This window comes from Pseudomonas petrae, assembly GCF_021728295.1.
GTDB classification, from domain to species: Bacteria; Pseudomonadota; Gammaproteobacteria; order Pseudomonadales; family Pseudomonadaceae; genus Aquipseudomonas; species Aquipseudomonas petrae.
The window spans coordinates 99,693-112,526 of sequence record NZ_JAKJXE010000004.1 but is presented as its reverse complement, the minus strand read 5'-3'; the positions used below and the strand labels follow the sequence as shown (position 1 = coordinate 112,526).

Sequence of the window (12,834 nt, the reverse complement as noted above, 5' to 3'; positions counted from 1 at the left end):
TTAATTGTCGGCGTTATTAAGGGCTGAGGTTGAAACCCGACTGACATCAATAACAAAGCCGATTGTCCGTTCAGTCAGCTTTTCAAGTCCGGAATGCGAGTGTGTTTTTAGATATCAGCAGGCATTCATCGCGTTTCACTGTGATCGGCGTGCCTGGATGCGAGCACGTCGCACTGCCCGGTGTTGACCGACCAGCCCGGGTTGACGGCGACGGTGTTGTCCAGCTTGCCGACCCCGCACTGGCAGGCGAATGCGTCCAGCAAACCGCGCTGCTCGCTGTCGTCCAGCGCCAGCGATCCGGTGTGGGGGTCGATGAGCTCAAGCTGCCAGGCCATCAGTTCAAAGCAGCGTTTGAGCGCGGGCAATGCCATGGGCCGCAGGTGTCCGGCCGCGTTGGCGAAATAAAGGAGATAACGCAACTGGCGGGCGAAATCACAGACCGTTTCAACGCCATGTGTGTCTGCCTTGCCGGCAAGTTGGTGCAATGTGGTGAGCAGACATTCCATCGCGTCACGATCATCGCTGATCAATTCCAGATGACTGAGGCATTCATCGGCGCGGCATATGAGTGTCTGGGTATCGCTGAGAAACTCTGCGTGCAACTGCTGCCATTCATTGCCGTTCAGCATGTGCAATCTCCACTCTTCGCAAATGGCGACGTCAGGTCGCGTGGGGCGAGTGGCCCAAAGTTAATGTTGAAGGCACTGGAAAGTCTGTAGGGCGTTTCTGATTGTTGCGAATGGTTGGGCAGGGTGGCGTGATCGGCATGAACGCGTGAAACGATCATCTGCGCGCAGGCTCCACGAGAACGGGCCTTTTCAAGGGTTGGGGCCAGTCGTGGGGAAACTTCCGCGAGCGCAACCGCATGCTTGACTCCATTCATTTACGAGAAGGGCGTCACAGTAATGGCTATTGGAAAGGCCGAATATCAGGTCCACCCCGATTGCTCTTAGGGGTTACCCCTACGCGTGGTTCCAGGCTGCAGCGGATCTCATCGGGCCGCGCATCTGAAAGCCGCGCCGTTCGCCGGTTTCCCAGCGCTCAGGTATGTCGACAGCTCTTTGGTGATGTTAATGTGACATCAATTGCGCAATGCGCGTTCTACCCCGATTAAGGTCTGTCGTGGGGCTGCCGATACAAGGTAAGCGGACTTACTTGAACCCTGCTCCAGGAGCAACAGATGGCTGGCATTCTCGACACAGTAGACCAACGTACACAGCTGGTAGGTGAGAACCGCCTGGAAATCCTCATGTTCCGCCTGGCCGGCCGACAGTTGTTCGCAATCAACGTATTCAAGGTTCAGGAAGTCCTGCAACTGCCCAAGCTGACGCTGATGCCCCAGCGTCATCCGTTCGTGTGCGGCGTGGTCAACCTGCGCGGCCAGACCCTGCCGGTCATCGACCTGTCCCAGGCCATCGGCATGCGTCCGCTGGTGCCGGGGCCTTCGAGCACGATCATCGTTACTGAATACAATCGCTCGGTTCAGGCGTTTCTGGTGGGCGGCGTCGACCGCATCGTCAACATGAACTGGGAGGCGATCCTGCCGCCACCGACCAGCGCCGGGCGTCAGCATTACCTGACCGCCATCAGCAAGGTCGACGACCAGTTGGTGGAAATCATCGACGTGGAGAAAGTCCTCGCCGAGATCGTGCCGTACAGCGCCAAGGTGTCCCGCGACAAGCTGGACGATCCGGTCCTCGCCCGCGCGATCGGCCGCGAAGTGTTGCTGGTGGACGATTCAAACGTGGCGCTCTCGCAGTTGCGTGACACTCTGGGTCAGCTCGGCGTGAAGATGCACGTTGCCCGTGACGGGTTGAAAGCCCTGAACCTGCTCAAGAGCTGGGCCGACACCGGCGAGGTCATGACCGACAAGCTGTTGATGGTCTTCACCGACGCCGAGATGCCGGAAATGGACGGCTACCGCCTGACCACGGAAATCCGCAACGACCCTCGGCTGCGCGGCCTCTATGTGGTGCTGCATACCTCGCTGTCCGGGAGCTTCAACGAGTCCATGGTCAAAAAGGTCGGCTGCGATAACTTCCTCTCCAAATTCCAGCCGGACAAGCTGGTCGACGTGGTCCGCGAGCGCCTCATGCTCGACAACTGATCCCGGTTCTGTTTCAAGCCCCTTGCTGTATGGAGGGGCTTTTTTGCATCTGTACTGCTTGGTTTCCTGACGTCTCGTATAGAGTGGTGGCTTTCCGCTCTGGCATAAGGATGCGTACATGTTTCACCTCAGCGCACTGTATCGGTACCCCCTCAAATCCTGCATGGCCGAGTCGTTGCAGCAGGCCAGTTTCGATGAGTTGGGCATGAGTGGCGATCGTCGCTGGATGCTGGTGGATGAAGCCAGCGGGCGCTTTTACAGCCAGCGTGCGCTGCCGCAGATGTCGCAGCTGTCAGTGCTGTGGAAGGGCGACGGCGTAACGCTGTCGGCCCCGGGTCTGGGCAGTCTGGATGTGCCGGTGCCAGTGGACGAGGAAGCCAATCTGCGCGGCATCACGATCTGGCGCGACAGTTTCCGGGTGCCGGATGCGGGCGAGGACGCGGCGCGCTGGGTGAGTGCGTTGGTGGGTAAGCCGACGCGGCTGGTGCATGTCCCGAAAGAGCGCGCTCGCTGGTTGCCTTCCGGCTACGGGGCGATTGAGGACAGGGTCGGGTTTGCTGACGGTTTTCCGTTGTTGTTGATCGGACAGTCGTCGCTGGACGATTTGTCGCAGAAGGTGGGCCGCCCGCTGGAAATGTTGCGGTTTCGCCCGAATCTGGTGGTGGCCGGCGCCGAGGCGTTTGCGGAGGATGGCTGGAAGCGGATTCGAATTGGCGGCGTTGAATTGCGGGTGTTGAAGCCGTGCTCGCGGTGCATCCTGACGACGATAGATCCTGCAACGGGTGAACGCAGCGAGGACCGCGAACCGATGACCACGCTGAAGACCTATCGCGAGCGGGAAGGTGAGATCTGGTTTGGGCAGAACCTGGTGAGTGATGGGCCAGGGCTGGTCAAGGTGGGGATGGCGGTTGAGGTGCTGGAGTAGTCGAGCGCTTGGCATTACGCCTTCCCGGCTAAAGCCGGTCCTGCGGGATGTACGCAATCTCACTGCAGGAGCCGGCTTGCTGGCGAACGCGTTGGGTCAGGCGCTGCATAAGCGAATGTTCAACCGCGTTCGCCAGCAAGCCGGCTCCTACGGATTGACATACAGCCCAGACTTGAGGTTTGACGCCGACTCGTTGTAGGAGCGCGCTTGCCCGCGAATACGCCGGGTCAGACAACACTGCCGTTGCTGACCCACCGCGTTCGCCAGCAAGCCGGCTACTACAGGTTCATCTGGCCCGACTGGCCAATGCAATCGAGCCGGCAACCGCAGCCCGACTGCCGTCCTTTACAAATCATCAAAGAACCGCTCATGCCAGTCCACCAGCGGCTGCGGTGAATTGAGCTTCTGGCCGTAGATGACCGCGTACGACAGCACGTTCTGCACGTACTGACGGGTCTCGTCGAACGGAATGCTTTCGACCCAGACGTCGAAGGCCAGATGATTGGCGCCCCTCAACCACTGACGGACACGTCCCGGGCCTGCGTTATACGCTGCCGAAGCGAGCACCCGGTTGCCATTGAACTGCGCATGGACCTGGCTCAGGTACGCGGCGCCGAGCTGGATGTTCTTGTCCGGATCAAGCACCTGCGCCGGCGACGCCAGGGGAATGCTGAATTTGCGCGCGGTCTCTTTGGCGGTCGCAGGCATCAGTTGCATCAAGCCTGCGGCACCGACGCCGGAGCGGGCGTCGTCCATGAAGGCACTTTCCTGTCGCGTGATCGCAAACACCCAGCTTGAATGCAGCCCGCGAACCTGCGCTTCACGCACCAGGGTGTCGCGGTGGGCCATCGGGAAGCGGATGTCGAGGTCGTCCCAATATTGCGCCTGACTGATGGTGCGGATGGCCGGGAAGTACCAGTGCATGTCGTAGGCCAGCTTGGCCTGGGCAACCATTTCGTCCCGGCTGAAGCGACGGGTAACGTGGTACCACTCGCGACGGCCGTCGACGATCTGCCCGCGATCATAAAACTCCAGCGCGCGGCGCACGCCCGGGGTGTTGCGCACCTTGGTCATGAGCGCCTGACTCAGCACCAGCGGCTTGTTGTTGAGCATGTACGGCGTCTGGGTGCGGTCGGCGGCAAGGAAGCCATAGAAATCACGCTCCTTCGCCACTGCCTTGTACAACCCCGGCAGCAGCGGGCTGTTGGGCTGGGCCAGTTCCAGGGAGCGGGCCTGCCAGTAACGCCAGCGGTTCGTGGTCGCCAGGTCTTGCGGCAGGCGGCGGGTCAGCTCGTACGCGTCACTCCAGCGACCCAGTCGCAGCAACAGGCGCAGGCGCCATTCGGTGACGGTGTTGTCGCGCAGGTCCGGGTCGTACTTGGTCATGACCTCAAGGGCACGGCCGTCATAACTGCGGGCGAGAGTCAGGCCGATTTCCTTGGCGATCTGGACCTGTTCTTCGTGTGAGAAATGCAGCACGGGAGCGTAACTGTCGAGCAGCTCCATCGCCCGCTGCGGATCCTGCTTGGCGAGGCGACGCAGGCCCAGACCTACCACATCGGACATGGCCTCGTCGGCCGGCATGAACTGACCCTGGTTGTTGACCATCTCGGGCTTCTGCGCCACGGCAATCAGTAACCGGCCCTGAGGCGCGAGGGTGGTCATGCTGTTGACCAGTTGATTGGCCAGTGCGTAGTTGCGACCTTGGGCGGCGAGCTTGGCGCGCTGCCAGCGTTTCTGCTCGGTCAGCTGACCTTCGACCGCCCACTGGGTGAAGAATGTATCGCAGGCTGCCGGCAGCGTCTTGCCGGTCATCCAGGTTTTCTCGGCGTTGGCATAGCCTTCCGCGCGCTGGTTGTGGCTGAGCTGATACGAGCCATACAAACAGTCAAGCTCGACGAAATTCAGCTTGGGGTCGTAATACTTGACGAAAGGCTGCCAGTCACCGCGCGAAGCCAGCAGGCGCAGCCAGCGAAGCTTCATGTAGTTGGCTTGCGGCAGGTCGCCATGCTCGGCGAAGAACTTTTCGATTTCCTCGTTGCTCGCGCTGTTCAGGCGGGCGGTGAGTTCGTCGTAGGCCAGATACGGTTCGAGGGGGTAATCCGCCAACGCGGCGGCATAGGTGCGATAAGGGCCGCCGTCGCCCTTGGCCAAAGCACGTTTGGCTTCATCGTAATACTGGCGTTGGGTGGTGAGATCGACCGCTTGGACGGACTGGGCAGCGGTGGCCGACAGAAGCAGGCAGGACAAAAGGCTGAAGAAACGACTGCGCATGAGACTTCCGTGCAGATGCATCGTGAAAAGTGCGGCTAGCTTAGCCTGTTGCCCGCGCGGGTTGAAGCGCTGCCTCGCCCGTCGTGATAGATGGAAACAAAGCCCGGCCTACAATCGGCCGGCCACCGGGTCCGGACGACGTCCTGTCATCGATTAGCCGCCCATCTGCCGGGTTATCTCAGGTAGAATGCGCGCCCGGTTTTTGGAGAAGCTCATGACCCTGCTCAAATTCAGCGATGTGTCCCTTGCGTTCGGCGCCATGCCGTTGTTGGACAAGGTGTCCTGGCAGATCGCCCGTGGTGAGCGGGTCTGCATCATCGGCCGCAACGGCACTGGCAAGTCCAGCATGTTGAAGCTCGTCAAGGGCATTCAGATGCCCGACGACGGTAATGTCTGGCGCGCGCCCGGCCTGAAGATCGGCGAGCTGCCCCAGGAGTTGCCGGTCGCTGACGGCCGTACAGTGTTCGACGTGGTTGCCGAAGGCCTGGATGGCGTGGGCGAACTGCTCGCTCAGTATCACCACCTGAGCCAGAACATCGTTACCGCCGAAGACCTCGACAAGCTGATGCACGTGCAGTCGGACCTCGAAGCCCGTGACGGCTGGCGCCTGCAGCAGTTGGTGGACAGCACCCTCAGCCGTCTGCAACTGCCGGCCGACAAGACCCTCGCCGAACTGTCCGGCGGCTGGCGTCGCCGCGTGTTGCTGGCCCAGGCCCTGGTCTCCGAGCCTGATCTGCTGATGCTCGACGAACCGACCAACCACCTGGACATCGGCGCCATCGCCTGGCTCGAAGAAGCATTGAAGGAATTCCAGGGCGCGGTGTTGTTCATCACCCACGACCGTTCCTTCCTGCAAAACCTCGCTACGCGCATTCTCGAACTCGACCGTGGCGGCCTGATCGACTGGGACGGCGACTACGCCAGCTTCCTGGTGCACAAGGAAGCCATGCTCTCGGCGGAAGAAACCGCCAACGCGCTGTTCGACAAGCGTCTGGCCCAGGAAGAAGTGTGGATCCGTCAGGGCATCAAGGCCCGTCGTACCCGTAACGAAGGCCGCGTGCGCGCCTTGAAGGCATTGCGCGTCGAGCGTAGCGACCGTCGCGAACGCACCGGCAAGGCCAACATCCAGCTCGACACGGCAGACAAATCCGGCAAGCAGGTGATGGTGCTCGACAACGTCAGCTTTGCTCACCCGGGCGGCCCGATGTTGATCAAGGACTTCTCCATGGTCCTGCAGCGCGAAGACCGTATCGGTCTGCTCGGCGCCAACGGTACCGGCAAGACCACGCTGCTCAAGCTGATGCTCGACAACCTCCAGCCCACCAGCGGCAAGGTGGAAGTCGGTACCCGTCTGGACGTCGCCTATTTCGACCAGTTGCGTCACCAGCTCGATCTGGAAAAGACCGTGATCGACAACGTGGCCGAAGGCCGCGACTTCATCGACATCGACGGGCAGAGCCGCCATGTCCTCAGCTACCTGGGCGATTTCCTGTTCAGCCCGCAGCGGGCGCGGACGCCGGTCAAGGCATTGTCGGGCGGTGAGCGGGCGCGTCTGCTGCTCGCCAAACTGTTCAGCAAGCCGGCCAACCTGCTGGTCCTCGACGAACCGACCAACGATCTGGACGTCGAGACCCTCGAGCTGCTTGAAGAAGTGCTGTTGACCTTCAAGGGCACCGTGCTGATGGTCAGCCACGACCGGGCATTCCTCGACAACGTCGTCACCAGCACCCTGGTGTTCGAAGGCGAGGGCAAGGTCCGCGAATTCGTCGGTGGCTATCAGGACTGGATTCGTCAGGGCGGCTCGCCGCGTCTGCTGGGCGTCACCGACAGCAAATCCGGCAAGTCCGAGCTGGCCACTGCCGTGGTTGAGGCCGCACCCGTCGCGGCGGCAGAAATGCCGGTCGCCAAAAAGAAGCTCAGCTATAAACTGCAACGCGAGCTGGAAGCGCTGCCTGCGCAGATTGACAGCGTTGAAGCGCAAATGGCTGCGCTCACTGCCGAGATGGCCGAGGCCGGTTTCTATCAGCGTCCTGCGGAGCAAACCACAGCCGTGATGGCGCAGTTGGAAAGCCTGCAAGGCGAACTGGACGGGCTGCTTGAGCGTTGGGCCGAGCTGGACGAGTGATCGGTAACCTGCGGCAATAAAAAAGCCCGGACCTTTTTCAAGGGCCGGGCTTTTGCATGGGCGCGCTTATTTTTCCGGGCGCTTGATCAGGCGCACTGCCAGCACATCACACGGCGCGCCGTGCAGCACGTCGTTGGCGGTAGAACCGAGCAGCAGAGACAGGCCATGACGGCCGTGGCTGCCGACAACGATCAGATCAACGTGGTGCTCTTTCGCCAGGTTGTGGATTTCCTGACGCGGCTGGCCGTAGGTCAGATGGCTGTCGCCGGTTTTAACGTCGGGGTATTTGCGTTTCAGCGCTTCCAGCTTTTCCTTGGCCTGATCGAACTGCTGTTGCTGCAGCTGCGACAGATCCATCGGGACATCGCCACCGAAGGCCATGGCCATGGGTTCGACGATGTGCACCAGCGAAAGCTTGGAGTGGCCGGCCAACGCCAGCGCCATGGCTTTTTTGATAACCGGATCGCACTCTTCAGTGAGGTCCACGGCTACCAGGATATGTTCATAGGACATGGGGTGTTCCTTCTGAGGTTTGCGATGGTTTTGATTATGGCTCTTTTCACGCGCCTCTGGCACGCCGATGTGGTCCGCCGCCCGCCGCTAGCCGCGGGGGGCGTACAAATATGACGGTGTGGATAGTCCTGTCAATCATTGCGGTGGTTTTAAGTCCGCTGGTCTGGCTGCGACCCTCGCGCTCGCAGAGCGGCAGAATGGCCATGCGCATGCAGGCGCGGCGAATGGGGCTGGCCATGCAGCTGATCCCTCAGGAGTGGCCGCATTGGTTGCCCGCCGAGCCACCGAGTCCGTGCCCGCAGTATCATCGGCCACGTACCGCGCGGGCGCCCGATGTCTGGGTGTACTGGCAGATGGAGCCCGGCGTGTGGGTTAACCAGTGGCGCGAGCCGTGTGAAGATCCGCGCCTGCTCGAGCCGTTCAAGACGCTGCCGGCGGACGTCTACAAGATGGAAGCGGGCAAGCAGCTGATTGCCGTGTACTGGGCCGAGCGTGGCGAGCCTGAAGTATTGCAGCACATTGCAGCAGTGCTGAAGGCCTTGGCGTAACCCGTCCCGATGCCCGAATCGCGGGCATTAAAAAGCCCGATAGCAACATCGGGCCGGGGTTGGCCAGGCAGGCCGTAATTCATGTGTGGTGCGGTGCAATGCCGCGACCGTGGTCAATCGCGCTCATCTGACGGCAGTCTAATGACCCGTCTTGATGCGCAGTGCGCTGAATGTAGACCTTAATGGTGCATTTGTCTGCTGCCCCGCTGTTTATTTCATGCTGCCTTGTGAAGCCGCTTCCCGCCTCCACGCTCCATCTTGTTCAGTTTCATACCCCTACGATCATGCGCCTGAATAGCCTTGTATCAGGCGCACGTTTTACCTGCGATTTGCCGGTTTTGCCCGCTGTCTCCTGAATTGACAATTGCTGGAATATGGCAGAAGGTAGCCGCACCCAAATCAAACGGGCGTATGAATTGAGCGTTTGCCGTAGGAATGCTCTGACAGACGCTCGAATCGCGTCGACGGGGTGACTGGCGTTTGGTGTTTCGCCTCGACGGCAACGTCGTGCATAGCGCCGGATCTCAGCGTCTGACGCGTATTGTTCAGCTTCCATATCGTGGAGATCAGTTGATGATTTACGAAGGTAAAGCCATCACGGTTAAGGCTCTTGAAAGTGGCATCGTCGAACTGCAGTTCGACCTCAAGGGTGAGTCCGTCAACAAGTTCAATCGTCTCACCCTCAACGACCTGAGTCAGGCCATCGAAGCCATCAAGGCCGACAGCTCGATCAAGGGCGTCATTGTCACCAGCGCCAAGGACGTGTTCATCGTCGGCGCCGACATCACCGAATTCGTCGATAACTTCAAGCTGCCGGACGCTGAACTCGTCGCCGGCAACCTTGAAGCCAACAAAATCTTCAGCGCCTTCGAAGACCTCAACGTACCGACCCTCGCTGCCATCAATGGTATTGCGCTGGGGGGCGGTCTGGAAATGTGCCTGGCCGCTGACTTCCGCGTGATGTCCGCCACCGCCAAGGTCGGCCTGCCTGAAGTCAAACTCGGTATCTACCCGGGCTTCGGCGGCACGGTCCGTCTGCCACGCCTGATCGGTGTCGATAACGCAGTCGAGTGGATCGCGTCCGGCAAAGACAACAGCGCAGAAGATGCACTGAAAGTGGGCGCCGTCGATGCGGTGGTCGCCCCGGGCAAACTGCAGGAAGCTGCACTGGACCTGATCAAACGCGCCATCTCCGGCGAGTTCGATTTCAAGGCCAAGCGTCAGCCCAAGCTGGACAAGCTCAAGCTCAACGCCATCGAGCAAATGATGGCCTTCGAAACCGCCAAGGGTTTCGTGGCAGGCCAGGCCGGCCCGAACTACCCGGCCCCGGTCGAAGCGATCAAGACCATCCAGAAAGCCGCCAATTTCGGTCGCGACAAAGCGCTGGAAGTGGAAGCTGCCGGTTTCGTGAAGATGGCCAAGACTTCGGCTGCCGCGAGCCTGATCGGCCTGTTCCTGAACGATCAGGAGCTGAAAAAGAAAGCCAAGGTCTACGACGAAGTGGCCAAGGACGTGAAGCAGGCCGCCGTATTGGGCGCCGGCATCATGGGCGGCGGCATCGCCTATCAGTCGGCGGTCAAAGGCACGCCGATCCTGATGAAGGATATCCGTGAAGAAGCCATCGCCCTGGGCCTGGGCGAAGCGTCGAAGCTGCTGGGCAAGCGCGTCGAAAAAGGCCGTCTGACCACCGCGAAGATGGCCGAAGCGCTCAATGCGATTCGTCCTACGCTGTCCTACGGCGATTTCGGCACCGTCGACCTCGTCGTCGAAGCCGTTGTCGAGAATCCGAAGGTCAAGCAAGCCGTGCTGGCCGAAGTGGAAGGGCAGGTGGGTGACAACACCATTCTCGCGTCCAACACCTCGACGATCTCCATCAGCTTGCTGGCCAAGGCCCTCAAGCGTCCGGAGAACTTCGTCGGCATGCACTTCTTCAACCCGGTGCACATGATGCCGCTGGTTGAAGTCATCCGTGGCGAGAAGTCCAGCGAAGTCGCCGTGGCGACCACCGTGGCTTACGCCAAGAAGATGGGCAAGAACCCGATCGTGGTCAACGACTGCCCGGGCTTCCTGGTCAACCGCATCCTGTTTCCGTACTTCGGCGGTTTCGCCAAGCTGGTCAGCGCCGGTGTCGATTTCGTGCGCATCGACAAGGTCATGGAAAAATTCGGCTGGCCGATGGGCCCGGCGTACCTGATGGACGTGGTCGGCATCGACACCGGCCACCACGGTCGCGACGTCATGGCTGAAGGCTTCCCGGACCGCATGAAGGACGATCGCCGCACCGCCGTCGACGCCTTGTACGACGCCAATCGCCTCGGCCAGAAGAACGGCAAGGGCTTCTACGTCTACGAGACCGACAAGCAGGGCAAGCCGAAGAAAGTGGTCGACGCTTCCGTGCTGGAAGTGCTCAAGCCAGTGATCTACGAGCAGCGCGAAGTCAGCGACGAAGACATCATCAACTGGATGATGATCCCGCTTTGCCTCGAGACCGTGCGTTGCCTGGAAGACGGCATCGTCGACACGGCTGCCGAGGCCGACATGGGCCTGATCTACGGCATCGGCTTCCCTCCGTTCCGCGGTGGCGCGCTGCGCTACATCGACTCGATCGGTGTCGCTGAATTCGTTGCCCTGGCTGACCAATACGCTGATCTGGGCGCTCTGTACCACCCCACTGCGAAGCTGCGTGAAATGGCCAAGACCGGCCAACGCTTCTTCGGCTAAGTGCCCAACGAACAGGTGAAGATATGAGCTTGAATCCGAGAGACGTCGTGATTGTCGACTTCGGTCGCACACCGATGGGCCGCTCCAAGGGTGGCATGCACCGCAATACCCGCGCCGAAGACATGTCGGCGCACCTGATCAGCAAACTGCTGGAGCGCAACAACAAGGTCGACCCGGCGGAAGTCGAGGACGTGATCTGGGGCTGCGTCAACCAGACCCTGGAGCAGGGCTGGAACATTGCGCGCATGGCGTCGCTGATGACCCAGATTCCGCACACCTCCGCCGCGCAGACGGTCAGCCGCCTGTGTGGATCGTCGATGAGCGCGTTGCACACGGCGGCTCAGGCGATCATGAGCAACAACGGTGACGTCTTCGTCATCGGCGGTGTCGAGCACATGGGCCACGTCGGCATGATGCACGGTGTCGACCCGAACCCGCACATGTCGCTGTACGCCGCCAAAGCCTCCGGCATGATGGGCCTGACCGCCGAAATGCTGGGCAAGATGCACGGCATCACCCGTGAGGCGCAGGATGCTTTCGGTGTGCGCTCCCACAGGCTGGCGCAGAAGGCCACGCTGGAAGGGAACTTCAAGGAAGAAATCATCCCGATGCAGGGCTACGACGAGAACGGTTTCCTGAAGATGTTCGACTTCGACGAGACCATTCGTCCGGAGACGACGCTGGAAAGCCTGGCCGCCCTCAAGCCTGCGTTCAACCCGAAAGGCGGTACGGTCACGGCCGGCACCTCGTCACAAATCACCGACGGTGCTTCGTGCATGATCGTCATGTCCGGCCAGCGCGCCATGGACCTGGGCATCCAGCCGCTGGCGGTGATCCGCTCGATGGCAGTGGCCGGTGTCGACCCTGCAATCATGGGTTACGGACCGGTTCCGGCGACCCAGAAAGCGCTCAAGCGCGCAGGGCTGAGCATCGCCGATATCGACTATTTCGAGCTCAACGAAGCTTTCGCTGCACAGGCCCTGCCGGTGCTGAAAGATCTGAAAGTGCTCGACAAGATGGACGAGAAGGTTAACCTGCACGGCGGCGCCATTGCCTTGGGTCACCCGTTCGGTTGCTCGGGGGCGCGGATTTCCGGCACCTTGCTCAACGTGATGAAGCAGAATGGCGGCACTCTGGGTGTTGCTACCATGTGCATCGGTCTGGGTCAGGGCATCACCACCGTATTTGAACGCGTCTAAACGGTGTCAGTGTGCGAGCCGGGGCCTGGTGCCCCGGCTTTTGTTTTTTTCCGGAAATGTATTTTCGCCATTTTTTTTCTTGTCACACCCGAGGTCCCCCGCATGCCGCTACAGCCAGGTCTCTACCGTCACTACAAAGGCCCCGAATACCGTGTTTTCGGTGTCGCGCGGCATTCGGAGACTGAAGAGGAAGTGGTGTGCTATCAAGCGCTGTACGGCGAATACGGCCTGTGGGTACGCCCTTTGAGCATGTTTCTGCAGTCAGTTGAGGTTGACGGCGAGCAAGTGCCGCGCTTTGCTTTGGTTCAGGCCGAACCGGATCTTTTTCCCCGGCCCTGAAGCGGGGCCTTGCAGCAGCCATTGCTTGACCTCACCTTTCAGCCACTATATATAGCGGGGCCTCGACGGCTCTGACGTCTTTT

At 60.6% G+C, this 12,834-nt stretch carries 10 protein-coding genes; 7 read left to right on the top strand and 3 right to left on the bottom strand.

What is annotated here, in order from left to right; genetic code table 11:
- Positions 1–125 precede the first annotated feature (125 nt).
- A complete protein-coding gene (locus L4G42_RS08245; RefSeq protein ID WP_237251306.1) occupies positions 126–629 on the bottom strand; it encodes an Hpt domain-containing protein in 504 nt (167 codons plus the stop codon).
- Between the two features lie 551 nt (positions 630–1,180).
- Here L4G42_RS08245 and L4G42_RS08240 point away from each other — a divergent pair.
- Both L4G42_RS08240 and L4G42_RS08235 read left to right on the top strand, forming a co-directional pair.
- Entirely contained in the window at positions 1,181–2,107 is a 927-nt protein-coding gene (locus tag L4G42_RS08240; RefSeq protein WP_237251305.1) for a chemotaxis protein CheV, read from the top strand.
- Between the two features lie 118 nt (positions 2,108–2,225).
- Positions 2,226–3,032, top strand: a complete 807-nt coding sequence (locus tag L4G42_RS08235; protein WP_237251304.1) for an MOSC domain-containing protein — start codon at positions 2,226–2,228, stop codon at positions 3,030–3,032.
- Positions 3,033–3,377: 345 nt separating this feature from the next.
- On the opposite strand, the gene L4G42_RS08230 is transcribed toward L4G42_RS08235, so the two are convergent.
- On the bottom strand, positions 3,378–5,306 hold the full coding sequence (locus L4G42_RS08230) for a transglycosylase SLT domain-containing protein (protein ID WP_237251303.1): 1,929 nt from the start codon (positions 5,304–5,306) through the stop codon (positions 3,378–3,380).
- A gap of 214 nt (positions 5,307–5,520) precedes the next feature.
- Here L4G42_RS08230 and L4G42_RS08225 point away from each other — a divergent pair, with 214 nt between their 5' ends.
- Positions 5,521–7,431 carry an ATP-binding cassette domain-containing protein gene (locus L4G42_RS08225; protein WP_237251302.1) on the top strand — a complete coding sequence of 637 codons (1,911 nt, stop codon included), beginning with the start codon at positions 5,521–5,523 and terminating at the stop codon, positions 7,429–7,431.
- 66 nt (positions 7,432–7,497) lie between these two features.
- Here L4G42_RS08225 and L4G42_RS08220 read toward each other — a convergent pair whose 3' ends face one another.
- Positions 7,498–7,944 carry a universal stress protein gene (locus tag L4G42_RS08220; protein WP_192172363.1) on the bottom strand — a complete coding sequence of 149 codons (447 nt, stop codon included), beginning with the start codon at positions 7,942–7,944 and terminating at the stop codon, positions 7,498–7,500.
- Between the two features lie 110 nt (positions 7,945–8,054).
- Here L4G42_RS08220 and L4G42_RS08215 point away from each other — a divergent pair, with 110 nt between their 5' ends.
- The 4 genes from L4G42_RS08215 to L4G42_RS08200 all read left to right on the top strand — a co-directional run bounded on the left by L4G42_RS08215 (position 8,055) and on the right by L4G42_RS08200 (position 12,751).
- The gene (locus tag L4G42_RS08215; protein WP_237251301.1) at positions 8,055–8,492 is read left to right on the top strand and encodes a hypothetical protein; all 438 of its coding nucleotides are present in this window, start codon (positions 8,055–8,057) and stop codon (positions 8,490–8,492) included.
- A gap of 573 nt (positions 8,493–9,065) precedes the next feature.
- Positions 9,066–11,213: a fatty acid oxidation complex subunit alpha FadB gene (fadB, locus tag L4G42_RS08210; RefSeq protein ID WP_237251300.1), complete on the top strand. Its 2,148-nt coding sequence runs from the start codon at positions 9,066–9,068 to the stop codon at positions 11,211–11,213.
- A gap of 23 nt (positions 11,214–11,236) precedes the next feature.
- Positions 11,237–12,412: an acetyl-CoA C-acyltransferase FadA gene (fadA, locus tag L4G42_RS08205; protein WP_237251299.1), complete on the top strand. Its 1,176-nt coding sequence runs from the start codon at positions 11,237–11,239 to the stop codon at positions 12,410–12,412.
- Positions 12,413–12,514: 102 nt separating this feature from the next.
- Complete coding sequence (locus L4G42_RS08200) at positions 12,515–12,751, top strand: DUF1653 domain-containing protein (protein ID WP_237251298.1); 237 nt, start codon at positions 12,515–12,517, stop codon at positions 12,749–12,751.
- Positions 12,752–12,834: the final 83 nt, after the last annotated feature.